The sequence below is a fragment of the Pseudomonas sp. E102 genome, from assembly GCF_052660185.1.
In genome coordinates this window covers 344,525-367,017 of the sequence record NZ_CP084025.1, presented here as the reverse complement: position 1 = coordinate 367,017, position 22,493 = coordinate 344,525, and the positions used below count along the sequence as shown (strand labels likewise).

At 57.6% G+C, this 22,493-nt stretch carries 16 protein-coding genes; 6 read left to right on the top strand and 10 right to left on the bottom strand.

The features are described 5' to 3' along the window. Positions 1-31: 31 nt before the first annotated feature. Both cmoA and cmoB read left to right on the top strand, forming a co-directional pair. On the top strand, positions 32-775 hold the full coding sequence (cmoA, locus tag DOCECA_RS01745; protein ID WP_434562463.1) for a carboxy-S-adenosyl-L-methionine synthase CmoA: 744 nt from the start codon (positions 32-34) through the stop codon (positions 773-775). Beyond that, complete coding sequence (gene cmoB / locus DOCECA_RS01740) at positions 772-1,728, top strand: tRNA 5-methoxyuridine(34)/uridine 5-oxyacetic acid(34) synthase CmoB (RefSeq protein WP_445571382.1); 957 nt, start codon at positions 772-774, stop codon at positions 1,726-1,728. Before cmoA ends, cmoB begins: the two co-directional genes overlap by 4 nt. Before the next feature lie 197 nt (positions 1,729-1,925). Here cmoB and tadA read toward each other — a convergent pair whose 3' ends face one another. Continuing rightward, a complete protein-coding gene (gene tadA, locus DOCECA_RS01735) occupies positions 1,926-2,423 on the bottom strand; it encodes a tRNA adenosine(34) deaminase TadA (protein WP_420764171.1) in 498 nt (165 codons plus the stop codon). Continuing rightward, positions 2,423-3,799 carry a multicopper oxidase family protein gene (locus tag DOCECA_RS01730; protein WP_445571381.1) on the bottom strand — a complete coding sequence of 459 codons (1,377 nt, stop codon included), beginning with the start codon at positions 3,797-3,799 and terminating at the stop codon, positions 2,423-2,425. Before DOCECA_RS01730 ends, tadA begins: the two co-directional genes overlap by 1 nt. Before the next feature lie 352 nt (positions 3,800-4,151). Between DOCECA_RS01730 and DOCECA_RS01725 the strand changes: the two genes are divergently transcribed. Then, positions 4,152-10,103, top strand: coding sequence for an RHS repeat domain-containing protein (locus DOCECA_RS01725; RefSeq protein WP_445571380.1), 5,952 nt, complete (start codon positions 4,152-4,154; stop codon positions 10,101-10,103). A gap of 186 nt (positions 10,104-10,289) precedes the next feature. Here the strand turns inward: DOCECA_RS01725 and DOCECA_RS01720 are convergent, their stop codons facing one another. The 7 genes from DOCECA_RS01720 to DOCECA_RS01690 form a co-directional block, all read right to left on the bottom strand. After that, on the bottom strand, positions 10,290-10,583 hold the full coding sequence (locus tag DOCECA_RS01720) for a hypothetical protein (protein WP_445571379.1): 294 nt from the start codon (positions 10,581-10,583) through the stop codon (positions 10,290-10,292). A gap of 218 nt (positions 10,584-10,801) precedes the next feature. After that, positions 10,802-11,326, bottom strand: coding sequence for a helix-turn-helix transcriptional regulator (locus DOCECA_RS01715; RefSeq protein WP_434650066.1), 525 nt, complete (start codon positions 11,324-11,326; stop codon positions 10,802-10,804). 4 nt (positions 11,327-11,330) lie between these two features. After that, on the bottom strand, positions 11,331-11,606 hold the full coding sequence (locus DOCECA_RS01710; protein ID WP_434650065.1) for a hypothetical protein: 276 nt from the start codon (positions 11,604-11,606) through the stop codon (positions 11,331-11,333). A gap of 356 nt (positions 11,607-11,962) precedes the next feature. Continuing rightward, entirely contained in the window at positions 11,963-13,540 is a 1,578-nt protein-coding gene (gene guaA, locus DOCECA_RS01705) for a glutamine-hydrolyzing GMP synthase (protein ID WP_420764167.1), read from the bottom strand. Positions 13,541-13,619: 79 nt separating this feature from the next. Beyond that, positions 13,620-15,089: an IMP dehydrogenase gene (gene guaB, locus DOCECA_RS01700; protein ID WP_420764166.1), complete on the bottom strand. Its 1,470-nt coding sequence runs from the start codon at positions 15,087-15,089 to the stop codon at positions 13,620-13,622. 242 nt (positions 15,090-15,331) lie between these two features. Beyond that, positions 15,332-15,880, bottom strand: coding sequence for a sugar ABC transporter ATPase (locus DOCECA_RS01695; protein ID WP_420764165.1), 549 nt, complete (start codon positions 15,878-15,880; stop codon positions 15,332-15,334). Positions 15,881-15,950: 70 nt separating this feature from the next. Continuing rightward, positions 15,951-16,718, bottom strand: a complete 768-nt coding sequence (locus DOCECA_RS01690) for a sulfite exporter TauE/SafE family protein (protein WP_434562441.1) — start codon at positions 16,716-16,718, stop codon at positions 15,951-15,953. Between the two features lie 216 nt (positions 16,719-16,934). On the opposite strand from DOCECA_RS01690, the gene xseA reads away from it, so the two are divergent. Then, on the top strand, positions 16,935-18,314 hold the full coding sequence (gene xseA / locus DOCECA_RS01685; protein ID WP_445571378.1) for an exodeoxyribonuclease VII large subunit: 1,380 nt from the start codon (positions 16,935-16,937) through the stop codon (positions 18,312-18,314). A 3-nt stretch (positions 18,315-18,317) separates the two neighbouring features. After that, positions 18,318-19,139, top strand: coding sequence for a peptidoglycan DD-metalloendopeptidase family protein (locus DOCECA_RS01680; protein WP_445571377.1), 822 nt, complete (start codon positions 18,318-18,320; stop codon positions 19,137-19,139). Positions 19,140-19,262: 123 nt separating this feature from the next. Here DOCECA_RS01680 and DOCECA_RS01675 read toward each other — a convergent pair whose 3' ends face one another. Continuing rightward, positions 19,263-20,210, bottom strand: a complete 948-nt coding sequence (locus DOCECA_RS01675) for an IS110 family transposase (protein ID WP_434649985.1) — start codon at positions 20,208-20,210, stop codon at positions 19,263-19,265. Positions 20,211-20,777: 567 nt separating this feature from the next. On the opposite strand from DOCECA_RS01675, the gene leuA reads away from it, so the two are divergent. Continuing rightward, positions 20,778-22,457 carry a 2-isopropylmalate synthase gene (leuA, locus tag DOCECA_RS01670; protein WP_420764161.1) on the top strand — a complete coding sequence of 560 codons (1,680 nt, stop codon included), beginning with the start codon at positions 20,778-20,780 and terminating at the stop codon, positions 22,455-22,457. Positions 22,458-22,493: the final 36 nt, after the last annotated feature.

Genomic DNA, 22,493 nt, shown 5'->3' with positions numbered 1-22,493 from the left:
CCTTTTCAACACCCCAGCCGCTGGAACCGCCGTGAGCAAAGAGCCCGATCGCCTATTCGCCCAACCCTTGGCCCAGGTGCCCGACTTCGCCTTCAATGAAGACGTGGTGCGGGTGTTCCCGGACATGATCAAGCGGTCAGTGCCAGGCTACCCGACCATTGTCGAGAACCTCGGCGTGCTCGCGGCGCAATTTGCCCAGCCCAACAGCGTGCTTTATGACCTGGGCTCCTCCCTCGGAGCGGTGACCCAGGCATTGCGCCGCCACGTGCGCACCGAGGGTTGCCGGGTGATTGCGGTGGATAACTCTTCGGCCATGGTCGAGCGCTGCCGCGAATACCTCAACGGCCAGGACTCGATGTTCCAAGAGCTGCTGCCGGTGGAAGTGATCGAAGGTGACATCCTGGCCCTGACGTTTCAACCGGCCTCGGTGGTGGCGTTGAACTTCACCCTGCAATTCATCGCGCCGGACCAGCGCACCGCGCTATTGGGCCGCATTCGCCAATCGTTGCTACCCGGCGGCGCCCTGATCCTTTCGGAGAAGCTGCGCTTCAACGATGCCGAGGAACACGCGTTGCTCACCGAGCTGCACGTGGCGTTCAAGCGCGCCAACGGCTACAGCGAACTGGAAATCGCCCAGAAACGCAGCGCCATCGAAAACGTCATGAAGCCCGACAGCCTCGAAGAGCACCGCGAGCGCCTGCTGGCCGCCGGGTTCTCGAAAGTCGTGCCGTGGTTCCAGTGTCTTAACTTTGCCTCGTTGATTGCCCTGCCATGATCGATCTGTCTCCCCTCGCCCGCCATCTGGCCGGCACACCTCTGGCCGACTGGGCCGCGACGTTGCAAACGCAGCTCGACGTCAAGATGGAGAAGGGTCACGGCGACCTGGAGCGTTGGCAAAGCGCCCTCGATGCGCTGCCGCTCTTGCAGCCCACCACGGTGGATTTGCTGAATGGGCTGACGCTGGACGCCGATTGCTCCGACGAAACCCGCGCCCAAATGCGTACCGCGTTGATGGGCCTTTCGCCTTGGCGCAAGGGTCCGTTCGATCTGTTTGGCGTGCATGTGGATACCGAATGGCGCTCGGATTGGAAATGGTCGCGCGTCGCCCCGCATCTGGATCTCAAGGGCAAGCGGATCCTCGACGTTGGTTGCGGCAACGGATACTACATGTGGCGCATGCTGGGCGCCGGAGCCGACACGGTGATCGGCGTCGACCCGAACTGGCTGTTCTTCTGCCAGTTCCAGGCGGTACAGCGCTACCTGTCCCAGCCCAACGCCTGGCATCTGCCGTTCCCCTTCGAGGCCCTGCCGCCAGAGCTCGAAGGCTTCGATACGGTGTTTTCCATGGGCGTGTTCTACCACCGCCGCTCGCCAATCGAGCATCTACTTGCTTTGAAGGATTGCCTGGTCAAGGGCGGCGAACTGGTGCTGGAAACCCTGGTGATCGAGGGCGACGAGCATCAAGTGCTGGTGCCCGAAGATCGCTACGCGCAGATGCGCAACGTGTGGTTCCTGCCATCGGTTCCGGCCTTGGAGCGCTGGCTGCGTCGCGCCGGGTTCAGCGACGTGCGCTGCGTGGACGTGAGCCTGACGACCGTGGAGGAACAGCGCGGCACCGAATGGATGAAATATCAATCCCTAAGTGACTTCCTCGACCCCGCCGACCACAGCAAAACCGTCGAAGGGCTGCCAGCGCCGATGCGGGCGGTGATTGTGGCGCGCAAATAAATCGCCCGAGCCCCCTGTGGGAGAGCAACCTACTCACTTAAGGGCTGCCAATCATTGTGGCGAGGGAGCTTGCTCCCGCTCGGCTGCGCAGCAGTCGTAAAAGCTGCCAACCGTTTTTCCTGATGCACTGTGTTGAACGGTTTGGGGCTGCTGCGCAGCCCAGCGGGAGCAAGCTCCCTCGCCACAAGGGTATGTGTTCAACCTTGCGATTTGGCTCTTCGTGTCTTGAAGAACTCACTCAGCACCGTGCTGCACTCCTCAGCCAGCACCCCGCCCTCGAACAGTACCCGATGGTTCAAGAACCCCTGGCTGAAAAACTGCCCCTGACTCTGCACGATTCCGGCCTTGGGCTCCAATGCGCCGTAGACGACCCGGGCGATGCGTGAATGCACGATCAGCCCGGCGCACATGCTGCACGGCTCCAACGTGACATAAAGGGTGCTACCCGGCAGGCGATAGTTGCTCACCGCCTGGGCGGCGGCACGGATGGCGACCATTTCGGCATGGGCGCTGGGGTCGTGGCCGCTGATCGGGCAGTTGAAACCACGCCCGATGATTTCGCCATCCTGCACCAACACCGCGCCCACCGGCACTTCGCCCAAGGCGGCGCCCTGTGCGGCGAGGGCCAGGGCTTCGCGCATGAAATCCTGGTCACGGCTACGATCAATGATCTTGGCGGGACGAATCTGGCGCATCACGCCACCTCGATGGCGGCCATCAGGCCGGTTTCCATGTGGTCGATCACATGGCAGTGGAACATCCACACGCCTGGATTATCCGCCACCAGCGCCACCTGCGCCCGCTCGTTCTTGCCCAGCAAGTAGGTGTCTGTGAAATACGGCACCACCTTGTGCCGGTTCGACGCAATCACCTTGAAGCTCATGCCGTGCAAATGGATCGGGTGCTGGTACTGGGTCATGTTTTTCAATTCGAAAATGTAGCTCTGGCCTTTCTTCAGCGTGGCGATCGGCCGGTCGGAACAGGTCTTGTCGGTAATGTCCCAGGCCTTGCCGTTGATTTGCCACAAGCTCGGCGGCTTGCCGTTGTCGACATTGACCGACACCGAGCCAACCCATTCGAAATTGAAGTTGAGTTTCTCGGCATTGGCCAGGTCCGGCTCGGCCACCGGGTTGGGCGGCAATGCTGGTGGCCATGGGGTCGGCGCGTCATTGTTTGGCACCGAACGCAGGGTCCCCAAGCGCACCGGGCCATTGCGCAGCGACAATTCTTCACCGGCCGGCGGGGCCTTGATCGCCAGGCAAATGCGCATGCCTGGCCCCAGCCAGTATTCCTTGCCCAGCGGACGCGGCTCGATGGGGTTGCCATCCAACGCATAGATCTGCGCCTCTACGCCTGGAATGTTGATGCGATAGGTAAGCGTGTTGTCGAGGTTGAGCAAACGCACCCGGGTAATCTGCCCTGCCGGCAGATCGATTACCGCCTGCGGCACGCCGTTGATGGTCGACAACCGTCCAGCCGTACCACCACGCGCAGCCTCGCGGGGAATGCTGAATTCGACGAACTGGCCCTGCTCGTCCACGTGCCAGCTCTTGAGGCTCAGGGTCTGTTCGAATTTGAAACCGGTGGGCTCGCGCTCTTCAACGATCAGCGGCCCCACCAGCCCGCGCCCGAGTTCTTCGCTGCTGTTGACGTGGGGGTGATACCAATAGCTGCCGGCGTCCGGCACGCGGAATTTGTAGTCGAAGTACTCACCCGGCAGCACCGGCAGTTGCGAGACATAAGGTACGCCGTCCATCTCCAGCGGCAAACGGATACCGTGCCAGTGAATGGTCGTCGCGACCGGCAAATGGTTGATAAAGCGAACCCGCAACCACTCGCCCTGACGCACCCGCAACTCCGTCCCCGGTGCCGAGGGGCCAAACGCCCAGGCCTGGGTCTTGTGCCCGGCCACCAGCTCCACGTCCAAAGGCGCCGCGATCAGCTCGTAGTCGTGACCGGCCTCGGCATCGGCCATTTTCCCCAGCCAGTACCGCGACGCGCCTCCCGCCCCCACACCAACGACAACAAGACCGGCCAGGCCACCGAGTATTTGGCGACGCGTGAAAGACATGAACGCAACTACCTCTGGATCTGCGACGGACCGGTGGGCCCGCAAAAGGCGAATACGATACACCCGCAGATGAGAAACGGTAAGGAAAGGAAGATGAAAAAACATATAGGGGTATGCCACACACCCGTATCGACAATGCAAATGACACTAGCTCGCTTCCCCAAAGCGGATCACCGTTGGTCGTCACTGTCAGGTCTGACAGTAGGCGCTAGCAAAACCGACTTCTAGCATCCCTTCCATACCGGACAGAAGAAGGCAACTTAATCAGTGCAGGCTCCCGTCCATTCCTGGGAACGCTCTTATAAAAGTCAGCAAGAGCAAAATTCCCAATCAGTCTGAGGAGAATAACAGCATGAGCTTTCCCATACCGGTTTCAATCAATGCTCCCGTAGGGCCTGTTTCACCTTTCACCATCAGCGGTGTGGCCAGCCCCGGTGCCAAGGTTGTGGTCTATGCCCCCGGTGGCGCCGTTCGCTACGACAATAACAAGCTTTACGCTGATGCCAATGGCAATTGGTCGATCACCAACGTTAGGAAGCCCGTCGGGACCTATCCGGTCACCGCCCAGCAGTCTCTGAATGGCCAGACATCTGGCTGGTCAACCACGCAAAAGTACGTCGTCAGCACCTGGTCGGCCGCGCCGAGCAAGAGCCCTCTCTCTGCGCCGTCGATCATCCCGCCCCCGGCAAATCATGTTTTCTCGCCGTTCACCATCAGCGGCAAGGCAGCACCCGGCGCCAAGGTCGTCGTTTATTCTTATAGTCGCGACGTTCGCTACGATGACGACAAGCTCTACGCTGACGCCAACGGCAATTGGTCGGTCACTAACATTGAGAAACCCGTCGGGACCTATCCGATCACCGCCCAGCAATTGATGGGTAGCCAATACTCCCCATGGTGTGCCAAACAGGATTATTCGGTGCAAGAAGCCCCGATGCAGCTCCGCGCCCTTGCAACGCTAAAAATCGACTCTCCACGACCAGGATCAGACCATGGGCGCAAACCCGTAATCACCGGAACATGCTTTCCCAGGAAGTACAACGACGGTATTTTAGAGGTAAGAGATACTGCTGGAACTTTAATTGCGCACACAACAATAATGCCGGACCAGCAAAGTTGGGCCATAAACGTCGACTTCCCGCTGTCGCTGGGCAAACACACGATACATGCACAAATAGGTACGAAAAATAACGGCTGGGAAGAGACCAGCGAGAGCGTCACCTTTAACGTAGAACTCCCGGAGTGGGAAGCGCTCCCAGCTCTATTCTCCAACCGAAACCTGGAAACAGAAGGCGTCAATCCTCTAACCGGGCAATTTTACACATCACTTCCTATTGCCACTCTTATTGGCAACGCAGGCCACGGCCCAGCCCTGGACCTGACCTTGTCTTATTCAGCAGAGCGTTTCATTGATTTTGGCAATTGGGCATTAAATATTACTTATTGCCGCGTAATCAAAAAGAACGACACCTGCACCGCAGAACTTTTCATAGCCAACGAACCCAAGGCAATCGAAATCCGGCTAAACGTAGCACCTACCGACACCAATATCGGAACCTATGCGGCACACTATAAAATCATACCGCTGCATTCGAACAATATATCTGAAGGTTTAAAAGTCATAAGATCTGATGGCACCACCGAGATACTCGTGCCGTTTAAGTCAGACGTGGCAGTTAATCGCGGTCATTTTTATTTGGTACCCGAAAAAATAATCACAAAATTGGGCTTCGCACTCAATTTTTCCTGGGAAACCCACCCAATCTCGAACAATTTCCAAGCCCCTCGCTTGACCGCCATTACCGACGAGCAGCAGACGCTTTTCAGTATTAATTACAACGCCGACTCTGCAGTTATGAGCGTTAACAGTAGCCGCCACAGCCACGAACTAAAAATCGACAATAACAAGCTGACAGAAATAATCCTATCCACACCGGAAAATCAAACATTCAAAAAGACGTTTACCTACAGCACCACGCCAGGCATTGGTGTGCCTGACAATTTCAAAGTCATGACCATCAGTGATTCCTGCGGCCTTGCCACCGAGCTAAAATATGGCGACTTCAACAAGGTCGTCGAAAAAACAGATAGCATCCCAACTGATATACCAAGCACAACCACGTACACTTATGAAAACAGTCAAGATACACGCACAAAAGTGCAAACTGTCGCCGAGCAAGTTAAAACCAGCATCTTTGAGTATGATGAGAGTCACGCCCTGAAGAGCGTTACTTCCTACCTGAACGATGACACACAGAACACCACGGTCACCACTTTCAAGCTCTCAGAAAGTGAAACAATCACCCAAACATATCACCACAGTGCAAACACCACTAATCCCTCCCCTAGCACCGTATCCACCCTGAAATTTGATAAAAATGGTAATTTAAGTAGTAAAACAGTGAACAATATCACAACCGAGTACACTTATCACTTCGGTGGCCCTAGACACACAACTACTACAAAAACAGGCGAATACGAGGTCGAATATAACCCAGATGATTACTCGGACGCTTCAGGAAAAGTATTCGGTGCAATCGGCTACGGGGTAAATTGGGCAGCGGACAATCTAACCCCATACGGCCTATTGAACAAAATATTCAACAAAAAAGGTTTTACCTGGGCCAGGTATTACGAAGTTACCGAGACAATTTCAGCATGGGAACAATTTAGAAAAGAAGAATACCAGCTACCCGTTTACGTCGGCACAGATGGTGACCCGAACTACTTCAGCACATATCTGGAGTGCGAAAAAAGCTATCAAATCATCGATGGAAAGAGAGTTGATTTGCAATGGATTTACTATAGCTATCGCGCTGGAGCTGCTAAAAGCAGCGAAGTAGCAGATGGTCCTCTTCAGCCCGTGCAGAAATTAACTATCTTGAGGCCCGTTCCTACTCCAACTTTTATGGGACTAGCGCAGTACCAAGAGTCCTCGATGCTCCTGGAATCAATTGACTGGGGTGAAGATCCATCGGATATCGCGACTTATGGCCGAGTTCTCTCTCGCTATAAACAAACCCTGGACGCGGGCGGCTATGTCATACCTTCCACCCGTCAGCAATCCGTATTCACTTACAGCCTCGACAACGACCGCCTGACCACCAACGTAGAAACAATCGTTGATGGCATCACCCAAACAACACAAAAGACCACCTCGACGATGACTGGCCAATTGCTCAGCGTCATTGATGAGTTAGGTAACACGACTGAATATAGCTACGATTCATTTAACCGTGTGATCACTCAGGTTAATTTCGCCCAAGACCCTCAGTTACGCCGGGAGACTCATTATATCTATCAGCTCAACGGCGATGGTCATACCATCCAAGTGATTTACCCTGATAACGAACAGGTCCGGGAGGCCTATGACGCACTAGGCCGTTTGATGTACACGGAAAACTGGCACGCTCCGACGTCAGCATGGAAACGGCTCACAGAGATCGGTTACAACTTCCAGGATCAGGAGACCTCGATAAGAGAATATGATTACGATCCGGGCGGGGTACAGATAATTGACCGACTGACGAAGTTAACCTATGACGCTTGGGACAATCCATTGTCAAGAGAAACAGTCGGCGCAGGCACACAATACGCGCAAATTTCACCCGAAAAGCTGACCCTGACGCAGTGGCGAAAATATCCGGATGGTAGTTCGAGCGGTAAAGTCGTTAGCTCATACAACACACATGGACAAGTTGAGAAAATCAGCTTCCAAAACTCCAGGGGCTCTGAATACCAGTCACACAGGTACGTCTACGACACCTGGGGATGTCTAAGCGAGGAGATCCCCTCCAACAATCCGACCAGCACGTATGCTTACGATACCAGCGGTCGAATGACCAGTCGAAGCTGTAATGGTACGACTATCAAACGCAGTTATCCGCCAAGCATGATGTTATCCGTTGCCACAGACATATCCATTGAATCGTCTTCTGATGGCGCAGCGTACGAGCTTGGTAAACGTAGAATAGACGGGCTTGGGCGAGTTGCTGGCATCGATGTTGGCGGACGCAGCTTGAGCTTTTCTTACGACGGCAGCTCACGCTTCGGATATGCTAATACAGTGTCCCCTCCCAACAGCTCTTTTGTCATAACCTCAAGCTATGACCCTGGCACTGGAATACTCACTGAATTCAATACCCCAACCGAGAACGTGCACAATGGTTTCAAGGGGGATAAATCGGCCACCTATTCTCATTCGTTACGAGGTCTCTTACTTTCCGAAACAGATGTCTATGGAAATCGTACAGAGCATCAGTACGACGGTCTTGGACGACTTAGTCAATCCTCCAGCCAAAAAGTTGAGCGAAGAATAACCTATGACAGTGCGCAGCGGCTCCAGGAGGAATATGTCACCGACAAGGGTCGAAACACTACGATGCAGATCACTTACACTTACGACGATCAGGATCGGGAAATTCAACGCAGCTTCAAAATCGAGAGTTCAACACTGACATTTAAACAAGTATACAACAAGGAGGGACGCCTGGATAAAACCGACATCATCCTAGACAATTCTCCGTTGCGCCATGAGCTTTTCACCTACGATGACAATAAACGACTGTATAGCTATGTCTGCTCCGGACCAGTAAAACCTACAGATGCTCACAATAATATCCTGAACGCCCAAGACTTCCACTACAACGCTCTTGGTGGAATCACTGAATACACCAGCTATTCAGATACTGGCAACATTAGGTATATTTATGAATACGACACTGCTGACCGGACTCAGCCAAGGACAATCAGCAAACCGGACTCTACAGTCGACCTGGAATACGACGCATCAGGACAGCAGACCAAAGACCAACTAGGAGCATCGTACACTTACGACGCCGCAGGTAACTTGCTAAATTATATTAAATCGCATCAACAGTACACTTTCCTTTACGACTCCCTAGGCCGGCAGAGTGCCTGCGAAGGGCTCGATTATTATGAACGTTACTTTTACAATGGGCAGTATCAATATGCCAGGCAAGGCCAATTCAATCACAACAGTATCTTGTATTCAAGAACTTCAGTACTTCTGAATCGCAGTGCTGGCTGTCGGCTCATGGAGCAGGAACTGAAACCCGATGGGGGAGCAAGCGAATTTTCCAACAGTTTTGAAATTCTGGATGCCAGAGGTAATTTGCTGGCCAGCTACGATTTACAAAACCAGTCGTTTACTCACTTCGCCTATACTCCGTTTGGCTATCGCCCCGACAGTTGGGAAAACAGAAGCTGGCTCGGCTTCAATGGCGAGCCGCTGGACCGGAGCTCAGGTCTTTATCATTTGGGCAATGGTACGCGCAGTTATAGTCCGATGAGCCAGTGCTTCCTGGCCTATGATGAATACAGCCCATTCGACGAAGGAGGTATCAACGGCTATGCCTACTGTGGCAACGACCCTATTAATTTCAGCGACCCAACGGGCCTGACCGAGGTAGTACGTAAATACATAGAGATGCCCCATCAACCCCTTATTTATAATCGGGTCGCCCAAGCCATCCTCATGGGTGGCATTGGGGTGGCACTTGCTCCGTTTACTGGAGGAGGCTCCTTAGGCGTGGCCGCAGCGATGACAGGACTGGCAATTGTATCGGCAGGGTTCGGCGTCGCCGCTGCGGCAACTTCTGATAGCAATCCGGAACTGTCGACTTTTTTCGATGCGATGTCGATCGGAACAGGTCTTATCACTGCCGGAAAATTTGCCGGAGCTGCAAGAGGCGCTGTCTACAAGGGCATGCCGAAGACCATGGCTCGAAGCAGCCCACGCGGATTGGTTACAATGGGCGGCAAAATGCAGGAGGTGACGCAAATTAACGGGGAGTTCTACACCTTCGTCGACCGCTACAAAGGACTGGATCGCCTGAATGTCGCGGTCCACGGTGTTGACCTCAATATCGTAGAACGATATTTCAATAAGTCATCTAAAGCCCTACTCAACAACGCGGAGTTAACTGCTGCTGAACTAATACAGAATTTACGAAGCAAAGGCTTCGACCCTTCCAATTATCCTAATACCCGCTTGTTGATTTGTTTCTCTGCCAACGGCGGGGATGCTTCACTTGCCGCGGACTTCCAACGACTGACACAACGTAACGTCAAGGCCTTTTTGGGAAAGGTAACAATGGATCGGGGATCGACGGCCATGGCAGAAATTTTTGCTGACCCAAAATATACGGCTGCTGAAATACGGCAGATTTTTGCCGATAAAATTACTCATAATGTCCCAAAAACCAACCCATATAGTTTTACTACAGAACCTTTGGACTTTCTGAAGTGGGAATATAAACCAATACACTTCCCGCAAAAATAAGAGCGGACAAAGCCTGAAGGCCGGTGGTTTAATTATCGACCTTCAGGCTTCCCACTGCATCAAAAGGCTGCCGCAGGCTTTCTTTCACAACGTGACCTCAACGCCACTTGGGTAAGCGGGTAGATACCTGCCCTTGGCCTGCTGCCAGCTCAGAACATCCCCTAAGTACCAGATCGATGCAGTGCTTCAAGCAAGGCGTCGGGACGCTGCCGAGATGAGCGCCAACATCGATTTGCGCATATTCTGTTGCGATACACCTACGATCTCAGCGACGTCGGTCAACCGCCCAGGTGCAACCCGTTTGGCCACTGGCAGCGCGCGATGAACGTCGGCCAGAGCACTAAGCACTGCCTTGACCGCATCAGGCGCATCGCGACTGAACTCAAGCGCCAGCCGCCCCGGCTGCCCGATAGCGACCAGGGCATCGTCGCAGCCCGCTTCACCCAACCACTTGACCAATTCATCCGGGGGCACAACCATTGTCCGTCCATTTATCTCAAAGGCCCGCGACACGGCCTCAACGATTGAGGCCCACTCCGACCTGTTCCGGCACGGGCATTTCAAAAATATGCCGTGCACCTGATACTGCCAGCTAACGGTTAAGGTTGTGAAAAACGATTAGATAACAAGAGCCGCGCAAAAAAACGATTGCTCCTGACAACCAACTCATCAAACTGAGGAGGAGGCTAGGCATGGCGTCATCCAACCAAAGCGTCCAACTCTTTGGAAGCCATGCCAGATAACCGTCGCCCCTCTTTCGCAACGTTGACCTGCAACGCTACCTGGGCCACATCCAACACATTCTGGGTAAGCGAATAGCTGCCCTTGGCCTGCAGCCAGGTCAGTACATCCGCCAGATGCCAGATAGATGCACTCCCCTCGTGCACCGGTGTCGGGAAGCTGCTCGGATGAGCCAACATCAGCTTGCGCATATTCTGCCGAGACACGCCTACGATCTCCGCTACATCGGTCAGCCCAACCAAATCAGGCGCAACCTCGATCAATTTGGCCGATGGCACTGCGCGATGGACGTCGGCCAGAGCGCTAAGCACCGCCTTGACCGCATCAGGCGCCTCGCGGGTGAACTCAAGCGCCAGCCGGCCCGGTTGCCCGATGCCGACCAGAGCATCGTCGCAGCCCGCTTGTCCCAGCCGCTCCACCAGTTCATCCATGGCACAGCCATCGTCAGCAAGCTGATATTTCAAGGTAAAAATATATTCCATTGTTCTATTCCTCATCATCGCCATCAGCGCCGCGCCGATTGCGATGCGCAGTGCAATTATCCACGACGCGTCGCAATGCTCGCGCGTGGTTGCCAGGATTCTTCGGCGTGCTCCATATCGATGTGATACAGAATTCGCCACAGCGGCATTCCGCGTCTTTGTACGGGCAATAAATCCGCCCCCAAGCGTGACTGCCACCAGCGTCTATGCGCCACCCCTGCCCTTCGGCATACCTAAGCGTTTCTTCGATTTCTTTTTTCGGGTGCGTTGGACGAATCATCCGTGATCTCCAGTATTCGCATGACCAGCAAGGTTGTCAAATGACAACCTTGCTCTTTCTTTCAAACGATGCTCTGCCCAGTGGGGGTCACGTTTGCCCGGTCGCAGCATGGATACAGCGGGAGCAAGCTCCCTCGCCACGGTTTTGTGTTTGGCGGGCAATGACGCGAGCCTTTCAAGTCTCATCACGTCAGTGACAAAGTGCTGATCCAGCAATAGAAGGATCTGGAAGCCGACCGCGTGCTGGCGCGGACCGACTACAAGGAGGTGCCGAACCCCAAAATGCCAAAAGCCCGCAATCAAGCGGGCTTCAGGGTGTTCCTTGCTAGAGGCTACCGGTCAGCGCCGGACGCCCCGTCACTCCCATTCAATCGTCGCCGGCGGCTTGCTCGACACGTCATACGTGACGCGAGAAATGCCTTCGATTTCGTTGATGATCCGCCCGGAAACGGTTTCCAGCAGCTCGTACGGCAGGTGTGCCCAGCGAGCGGTCATGAAGTCGATGGTTTCCACGGCGCGCAGGGCCACGACCCAGGCGTAGCGACGGCCATCGCCGACCACGCCGACCGATTTCACCGGTTGGAACACCACGAATGCCTGGCTGACCTTGTGGTACCAGTCGGCCTTGCGCAGTTCTTCGATGAAGATGTGGTCGGCGCGACGCAGCAGGTCGGCGTATTCCTTCTTCACTTCGCCGAGGATCCGCACGCCCAAGCCTGGGCCCGGGAATGGGTGGCGGTAGACCATGTCATACGGCAAGCCCAGTTCCAGGCCGAGGCGACGCACTTCGTCCTTGAACAGTTCGCGCAGTGGTTCGACCAGCTTCAGGTTCATCTCTTCCGGCAAGCCACCAACGTTGTGGTGGGACTTGATCACGTGGGCCTTGCCGCTCTTGGCGCCGGCCGACTCGATCACGTCAGGGTAGATGGTGCCCTGGGCGAGGTACTTGATGTTGTCCAGCTTGCAGGATTCGGCATCGAACACGTCGATGAAGGTACGGCCGATGATCTTGCGTTTCTTCTCCGGGTCGGACTCGCCGGCCAGGTTGTTCAAGAACTGCTCTTCGGCATTGGCGCGAATCACCTTGACGCCCATGTTCTCGGCGAACATGGCCATCACTTGCTCGCCTTCGTGCAGGCGCAGCAGGCCGTTGTCGACGAAGACGCACGTCAGCTGGTCGCCGATGGCCTTGTGCAGCAGTGCGGCAACCACCGAGGAATCAACGCCGCCAGACAAGCCCAGCAATACGTTGTCGGTGCCGACCTGGGCGCGGACCTGGGCGATGGCGTCTTCAGCGATCTTCGACGGAGTCCACAAGGCTTCGCATTCGCAGATGTCGAGGATGAAGCGCGACAGAATGCGGCCGCCCTGCTTGGTGTGGGTCACTTCCGGGTGGAACTGCACGCCGTAGTAGCGACGCTCGTCGCTGAACATGCCAGCGATCGGGCAGCTCGGGGTGCTGGCCAGGATGTGGAAGTCTTCAGGCATCTTGGTGACTTTGTCACCATGGCTCATCCACACGTCGAGGCCGAACAGGCCGTCGGCGTCGATATGATCCTCGATGCCGTCCAGCAGGCGGCTCTTGCCGACCACGTCGACGCGAGCGTAACCGAACTCACGCAGGTCGGAACCCTCGACCTTGCCGCCCAGCTGTTCAGCCATGGTCTGCATGCCGTAGCAGATGCCGAACACCGGTACCCCCAGGTCGAACACCGCTTGCGGGCAACGCGGGCTGTTGGCTTCGTGCACGGACTCGGGGCCGCCGGCGAGGATGACGCCTTTCGGAGCGAATTCGCGAATCGCTTCGTCATCCATGTCGAACGGATGCAGTTCGCAGTACACGCCGATCTCACGCACGCGGCGGGCGATCAGCTGGGTGTACTGGGAACCGAAGTCGAGGATCAGGATGCGGTGAGCGTGAATGTCGAGGGCCATGACTCATTCTCATGTAGTGAATCAGAAACAACTCGGGGCTGAATGAACAGCCCCGGTGATTAACGTTTTGCTGGAAGCCTTAACCTACGCGGTAGTTCGGCGCTTCCTTGGTGATCTGCACGTCGTGTACATGGGACTCGGCCATGCCGGCGCCAGTGATGCGCACGAATTCCGGCTTGGTGCGCATCTCTTCGATGTCAGCGCTGCCGGTGTAGCCCATCGAGGAACGCAGGCCGCCCATCAGTTGATGGATGATGGCGCTCAGGGTGCCCTTATACGGCACGCGACCTTCGATGCCTTCCGGCACCAGCTTCTCGGCACCCGCGGAGGAGTCCTGGAAGTAACGGTCGGAAGAACCCTGGGCCTGGGACATGGCGCCCAGCGAACCCATGCCGCGATAAGCCTTGTAGCTACGGCCCTGGAACAGTTCGATCTCGCCTGGCGCTTCTTCGGTACCGGCGAACATCGAACCCATCATCACGCAGTAGGCACCGGCGACGATGGCCTTGGACAGGTCACCCGAGAAACGGATACCGCCGTCGGCGATCAACGGCACGCCGGTGCCTTCAAGGGCAGCGGCGACGTTGGCGATGGCACTGATCTGCGGCACGCCGACACCGGCGACGATACGGGTAGTACAGATCGAGCCTGGGCCGATACCGACCTTGACCGCGTCGGCGCCCGCTTCGGCCAGGGCCTTGGCGGCAGCGCCGGTGGCGATGTTGCCGCCGATCACCTGTACGTCGGGGAAGTTCTGCTTGACCCAGCGCACGCGGTCGATCACGCCTTTGGAGTGACCGTGGGCGGTGTCGACCACCACCACGTCAACGCCAGCGTTGACCAGGGCGGCGACGCGGTCACCAGTGTCCTTGCCGGTGCCGACAGCGGCGCCGACGCGCAGACGACCCTGGTCGTCCTTGCTGGCCAGCGGGTAGGCCTTGGCTTTTTCGATGTCGTTGACGGTCATCATGCCCTTGAGGGCGAATTTGTCATCGACGATCAGCACGCGCTCGATGCGGTGCTTGTGCAGCAATTCGCGGACGTCGTCCTTGCTGGTGCCTTCCTTGACCGTGACCAGGCGCTCTTTAGGCGTCATCACCTGGCGAACAGAGGCGTCCAGGCGGCTTTCGAAGCGCACGTCACGGGAAGTAACGATGCCGACGAGGTCGCCATCGTGCAGCACCGGAACACCGGAGATGTTGTGCATGCGGGTCAGTTCGAACAGATCCCGGACCGTGGCGTCAGCCTCGATGGTGATCGGATCCTTGACCACGCCAGCCTCGAACCGCTTGACCTTGCGCACTTCGGCGGCCTGTTGTTCGATGGTCATGTTCTTATGGATGATACCGATACCGCCTTCCTGGGCCATGGCAATGGCCAGACGGGCTTCGGTCACGGTGTCCATGGCGGCGGAAACCAGGGGGATATTCAGTTCGATGCCACGGGTGAGACGGGTTTTGAGACTGACTTCGTTAGGCAGCACCTCGGAATAACCGGGCACTAGGAGAATGTCGTCGAAGGTCAGAGCTTCTTGGCTGATACGCAGCATCGCGGGGGCTCCCGAGCGGGAAAATGGAAGCGCGCCATTATACTCATGCACCCCGTCTGGCTCAATGTAAAACTCTGTCTATTATTGGCGGGGTGATTGACGGGCTGAAACCTACCTCATTGCAACACAATCCCCTGTGGGAGCGAGCTTGCTCGCGATAGCGGTGGATCAGCCAGCAACAATGTTGAATGTGCCGCCGCCATCGCGAGCAAGCTCGCTCCCACATTGGCTCATCGGCGCTCTTACAATTCCACCTTCACCCAACTCACCGGCTGATCCAGCCAGTCGGCGAATTCATCAAGAAACCCCTGCTTGAACCCCGCCTCCAGCCAGTTATTGAAGATGAACCCCAGGTTGGAGAACGCGCAGGGTTGCAGGAACAGGAAGCCATTGATGTCGTCCTCATGCCCGCACTCAGGACAAGTGAAGTTGTCGGTGCGCCCCGGCATCCAGTCTTCCAGGCTTTCGAACAGCGCTTCGCCGACTTCCTTGCGGCACTCGGCGCAACCGGCCTCCTCCAGAAAACCCTTGGCCGGGGTATAGATGCAACGCTTGGTGATGATCTCCAGGCCGTTGATCGGCTCGCCGAACGGCAAGGCTTCGGGATGCATGACCACGTCGCGCGCACCGGGAGCGATGGCGTGGGCCATGCGATTGCCGGTGCGGCCGCAAGTGGTCAATTGCTCTTCGATAATGTTCTTGCGCACCAGCCAGCGCACGATTGCCCGGGCCCGAGGCTCGTGGACCGGCAGTGTGGAGATTTTCGGGACGATAATGCTTTGCGAATTCATGGCGAGGCCTGGCTGTTTCCCTGGCAGGATCTGATAAAAGGCCGGCAGCTTAATCCCTGGCCGTGCCAGGTCAAGCACTCAGGTAACGGCCGATCAACGCCAGCCCGCTGGCGAGCACCAGCCAGGTGACCAAACGCACGAACGCTTCGCGCGACATCTTCAGGGTCAGGCGACGCCCCACCCACAACCCCAGCGCCATGGCCGGCAATAAACACAGCGCCAGTACCAGCAAGGGTAGCTCGGCATACACGCCCGCAATGACAAACAAACTCAAGCGCACCACAGTGCTGCAACTGATCAGCGCACTCTGGGTCGCCCGCGCCGCCTCCTTGGGCAAACGGCTGTTCAGGTAGATGGCATATAAAAAGCCGCCACTGCCAAACAACGCGCCGAACATCCCGCCCACCGTGCCCATCGGCAACGCCCACAATGAAGATAACTGCTTGGGCCTGGTTTTTATCAACAGGCTGTAGATCGCATAGGCGCTAATAAACAGCCCCATCAACAGCAGCAAAAAATCTGACTTGAGGTTGAGCAGGAAAATTACACCCAAGGTGCAGCCCACAGCCATGCAGGGCAGCAACCGCAGCAGCTCCGGCCGGGACACGTCCCGCCGCGACGGCAACAAGTTGCCAAAGGCGGCGACAAAATCCAGCAAGACCAATAGCGGGACAATCTTCGACAGCGGCATGAACAACAGCAGGATCGGCGCGGCCACCAGGGCGGTGCCGAACCCGGCGATGCCGAACACGATGTAGGCCAGGACAATGGCCGAAGCGATTACCAGCCATTCCATCGGGGCAAATGCCCACTGACCCAACCATGGGAGAAGATTCATCCGGCACTTCCTTGATGAGGAGAGCGGGGACTTTAGCCAGATGTGTCGGGGCATATCCAGTATTTGTGCTGACTGGGCTACTGCTATCGCGAGCAAGCTCCCACACTGGATCTTCGGTGCGACATGGATCCCCTGTGGGAGCGAGCTTGCTCGCGATGCAGACAACCCGGTCTAATTGTCTGCACACCATTGGCGAATCCCCTTATCATGCCGCCCATGATTAAAGATCCCTTTGCCCGACTGGGCCTGGACCGCGAGGTCCTGACTGTCAGCCAACTCAACGGCCGTGCACGGGTGTTGCTGGAAGACGTGTTCAGCAACATCTGGGTCGAGGGCGAGATCTCCAACCTCGCCCGCCCGGCTTCCGGCCACGTGTATTTCACCCTCAAGGACAGCGGCGCCCAGGTGCGCTGCGCGCTGTTCCGGCAGAACGCCGCACGGGTGCGCCAGGCCTTGAAGGATGGGTTGGCGGTGAAGGTGCGCGGCAAGGTCTCGCTGTTCGAGGGCCGTGGCGACTATCAACTGATCCTCGACACCGTGGAACCGGCCGGCGATGGTGCCCTGCGCCTGGCCTTCGATGCCCTGAAGGAAAAGCTCGCCGCCGAAGGGCTGTTCAGCGCCGAACGCAAAGTGCCGCTGCCGGCCCATCCGCAACGCATCGGCATCATCAGTTCGCCCACCGGCGCGGTGATCCGCGACATCATCAGCGTCTTCCGCCGCCGCGCGCCGCAGATTTCCCTGACCTTGATTCCCACCGCAGTGCAAGGCCGAGAAGCCACCGGGCAAATTGTTCGCGCCCTGAAACTGGCCGATGCCCGCGGCTTCGACGCGCTGATCCTGGCCCGGGGCGGCGGTTCGCTGGAAGATTTGTGGTGCTTCAACGAAGAAGCCGTGGCCCGGGCGGTGGACGCCTGCGTCACGCCGATCGTCAGCGCCGTGGGCCATGAGACCGACGTGTCCATCAGCGATTTCGTCGCCGACGTCCGCGCCCCGACCCCGTCCGCCGCCGCCGAACTGCTGGCGCCGGATGCCGGCGACCTGGTGCGCCGGGTCGAAAGCCTGCATCGCCGGCTGGTGATGCGCATGCGCGACCGGCTGATGCGCGATCAACTGCGCCTCGAAGGCCTTACGCGTCGCTTGCGCCATCCCGGCGAACGCCTGCGCCAGCAGGCCCAGCGCCTCGACGACCTGGACATGCGCATGCGCCGGGCCTTCGAACGCAGCCTCAATACTCGCCGCGAACGGCTGATCCGCCTGGAAACCCGCCTGGCCGGGCAACACCCGGGCCGACAGTTGGCCATGTTGCGCCAGCGCCTGGACAGCCTGGCCGAACGCCTGCCCCGGGCCATACGCGAAGGGCTCAAAACGCGACGCGTGCAGTTGCAAAACCAGATGCAGACGCTGCACATCGTCAGCCCGCTGGCGACCCTTGGTCGTGGCTACAGCATCCTGCTCGACGAGCGCGGCCATGCCATCCGCAACGCCGGGCAAACCCAGATGGGCCAGCGCCTGACCGCCAAGCTCGGCGAAGGCGAACTGCTGGTGCGGGTCGAAGACAACCACCTGACGCCAGTCACCCTTTCTTTATTGGATTGATTCATGCCGCGATTCCTCGCTCCGCTGCTGTTGCTGTGCCTGACCTTCAACGCCCACGCCGACAGCTACATCACCCGCCTGTTGAACAAACCGGTGCCCGGCGGTGTGGCCGTGGTGGACCTGGGCAGCGCGGCCCAGGCGCCAAAAGCCACCTACCAGGGCAAACCGGTGCTGGTGGTCAAGGAGCAACAGAACTGGCTGGCGATTGTCGGCATTCCGTTGACGGTACAACCCGGCACGCAGCAGATCAGCAGCGGCGGCAGCACTCAGCCCTTCGTGGTCGGTTACAAGAAGTATCCCGAGCAGCACATCACGCTGAAGAACAAGCGTCAGGTCAACCCTAACCCGGCGGACCTTGCGCGCATCGACGCCGAGCTGGCGGTGCAGTTGAAGGCCTACCGCAGCTTCAGCCCGAACATCCCCAGCAATCTGTTGCTGGATAAACCGGTCAACGGCCCGCTGTCGAGCAAGTTCGGTGTGCGCCGTTTCTTCAACGGCGAGGAACGCAACCCCCACGCAGGCCTGGACTTCGCCGTGCCCGCCGGCACACCGATCAAGACCCCGGCCGCCGGCAAGGTGATCCTCACCGGCAACTATTTCTTCAATGGCAACACGGTATTCGTCGACCATGGCCAGGGCTTCATCAGCATGTTCTGCCACATGTCGAAAATAGATGTGAAGGTCGGCCAGCAGTTGGCCCGTGGCACAGTGGTCGGCAAGGTCGGCGCCACCGGCCGGGCGACCGGGCCGCATATGCACTGGAACATCAGCCTGAACGATGCTCGTGTGGATCCGGCGATTTTTATCGGGGCGTTTCAGCCCTGAGCATTTCGGTCAGGCTACTGGCCTCTTCGCGATCAGGCTCGCTCGCACATTGGGATCTGCGCAGACCACAACATTGCAACCACAAAGATCCCTTGTGGGAGATTCTATGGTGCATGGCTAGCCTTAGATGCCTTTTGGTAGGTATTCGCTCTGGTTCTTCAACAGAGCGAATACCACTCGGGCAAGCTTGCGGGCCAGTGCCACTAATGCTTCGGTTGTGCTTAGCCCTCGAGCCCGCAGAGCCCCATAAAAACCCTTCCACGCCGCTGTGCGGCTCGCCGACATCGCGGCGTTGTGCATCAATCGGCGCGCCTCCGGGTCACCTCGCTTAGACAGGCAGCGGCGTCCCTTCTTTTTTCCCGAGTCCGATATGCGCAGGTCCAGCCCTAGAAAAGCGATGAAGGCATCGGCATTTCTGAAATCTCCACGCTGAAACGACGTAAGTAAACGCGCACCGCTCAACAGCCCGATTCCTTCGACTTTCATGCAGCGCTTGAGCTGACTGCCCAGACCGGCTGCATCCAATTGCGTCTGGATTGTTTTCTCAAGCAAGATTTCCAGTCGCTGCATGGCCTTTATCTGGTTCTCAAAGGCCGTTTTGAGCAACGGTTCGTTCGACCAACTTTGCTTGAGGCTGACACGCGCCTGAACCAAGGCTGCCCGGCGCCGGAAAAGGCTTATAAGCCGGCAATACAGGGGCGATGGCGGGGTCCACGGGTGCAACTGGTGGCCTTCGTTGTTCAAGTAGCGAGCCAACAACCGAGCATCCAGCGCATCGGTTTTGGCGCGAACTTTCACACCTTTGCGGTAATGGCTGAGTTCGTAGCCGCCGATCATGTAGATCACACAGCCCTGCGCATAAGCCAGGTCGGCGAAGTCCTGGTGATAGATATTGGTGGCCTCGATGGCGACATCCACTGGCGCAGGCAATTCCTTGAGCCACTTCTGGATCGCAGCTTTGGTGTTGGGGATCGCTTCCAGTCGATCTGTTTCTGCGTGATAAATCACCAACTCATCTTTGGCGACATCAACCCCCACGATCGGCTTTGCGACAGAAACCGGCATTGCCATTGAAAATCCTCCGCGCTAAGGTTTGAACACTTGAAGGGTTCACCCAGAGGCGCAGGCTTGTTCCTATCGTCGGTCTAGGCCAGATGCATTCTTTATCGGCGCTTGGGTGAAAGGAGGAGGGGTGAAATCTCCCACGGTCTGTACTGCGCGAACAGTCAGAATCGAGCCTTGTCCCTCCTCCTCCCTTCAAGTCCTACCATACAAGCGAGCCTGCTCGCGACGACGTAGGCCCTGGCACCACCATCCTTGGAATTGCCGAGCCCGAAATATCAACGCAATCCTTTGAGCCTATTCTGACTGCTCACGCGATTAAATCTCGCAAACCCATCCAAAAACAGAACTTCTCCCAATTTTTTCCGACTGCTTGCAACCCCCCGTCCACGCGGTTAGGGTTGAGGGCATGAAAACATCTCACACCCTCATTCAGCTTCGTCAGCACCGCAGCCTGTGCCTCGTCAGCGCACGACTGCCGGGCTGAATCGCGGCAACTCGTCCCGGCTGACAAGCCACCCCATTCGAACCACCGGCAGGCCGCCTTTATCCGGCCACGACAATAAGGATTTCCTCATGAGCATGCTCAAAGACCCGTCTTCGAAATACCGCGCCTTCCCGACCATCAACCTGCCGGATCGCACCTGGCCGTCGAAGACCATCACTGCCGCGCCGATCTGGTGCAGTTCCGACCTGCGTGATGGCAACCAGTCGCTGATCGAACCCATGGACGCGGCCAAGAAGCTGCGCTTCTGGAAAACCTTGGTGGCGGTGGGCGTGAAAGAAATCGAAGCATCGTTCCCGGCCGCTTCCCAGACTGACTTCGACTTCGTGCGCACCCTCATCGAAGAAGGCCACATCCCGGACGACACCACCATCCAGGTGCTGACCCAGGCCCGCGAAGACCTCATCGCCCGTACCTTCGAATCCCTGCGTGGCGCGAAGAAAGCCATCGTCCACCTCTACAACGCCACCTGTCCGTCGTTCCGCCGCATCGTGTTCAACCAGGACAAGGAAGGCGTGAAGGAAATTGCAGTGAACGCGGCCAAGCTGTTCGTCAAATACGCCGCCCAGCAGCCGGAAACCCAGTGGCAGTTCGAATATTCCCCAGAAACCTTCAGCGCCACCGAGCTGGAGTTCGCCAAGGAAGTCTGCGACGCCGTGATCGAAGTGTGGAACCCGACCCCGGAGCGCAAGGTGATCCTTAACCTGCCCGCCACCGTGGAAGTCGCCACGCCGAACATCTACGCCGACCAGATCGAGTGGTTCCACCGCAACATCAGCCGTCGTGACAGCGTGCTCATCAGCCTGCACACCCACAACGACCGTGGCACCGGCGTGGCCGCTACCGAGCTGGGCCTGATGGCCGGCGCCGACCGTGTCGAAGGCTGCCTGTTCGGCAACGGCGAGCGCACCGGCAACGTCGACCTGGTGACCGTCGCGCTGAACCTCTACACCCAGGGTATCGACCCTGAGCTGGATTTCTCCGACATCGACGGCGTACGCAAAGTGGTCGAAGAGTGCAACCAGATCGCGGTGCACCCGCGCCATCCATATGTAGGCGACCTGGTCCACACTGCATTTTCCGGCTCGCACCAGGACGCGATCCGCAAGGGCTTCGCCCAGCAGAAACCCGACACCCTGTGGGAAGTGCCGTACCTGCCAATCGACCCGGCTGACATCGGCCGCAGCTACGAGGCGGTGATCCGCGTGAACAGCCAGTCGGGCAAGGGCGGCATCGCCTACCTGCTGGAGCAGGAATACGGCATCAGCCTGCCGCGTCGCATGCAGATCGAATTCAGCCAAGTGGTGCAGCGCGAAACCGATCGCCTGGGCCTGGAAATGACTGCCCAGCAGATCCATGCCCTGTTGCAGCGTGAATACCTGCAAGCCAACACCCCGTATGCGCTGGTCAGCCATCGCCTGCAGGAAGAAAACGGCAACAGCGCCGTGGAAGTGGAAGTCGCCAGCAAAGGCCAGGGCGAAACCAACCTGCACTGGCGTGGCAAAGGCAACGGCGCGCTGGAAGCGCTGGTGGCCGGCCTGCCGATTCCGGTGGAAATCATGGACTACAACGAACACGCCATCGGCGCCGGCACCAACGCCAAGGCGGCGGCTTACATCGAGCTGCGGGTCAACGGTGAGCGTGCGGTGCATGGCGTGGGCATCGATGAAAACATCACCACCGCCAGCTTCAAGGCGCTGTTCAGCGCACTGAACCGCTCGCTGAGCCAGCCGGAAGCCAAGGCGGCCTGACCAAGGCTGAAATGCAAAAAGGCCCTGGGGTGTGAA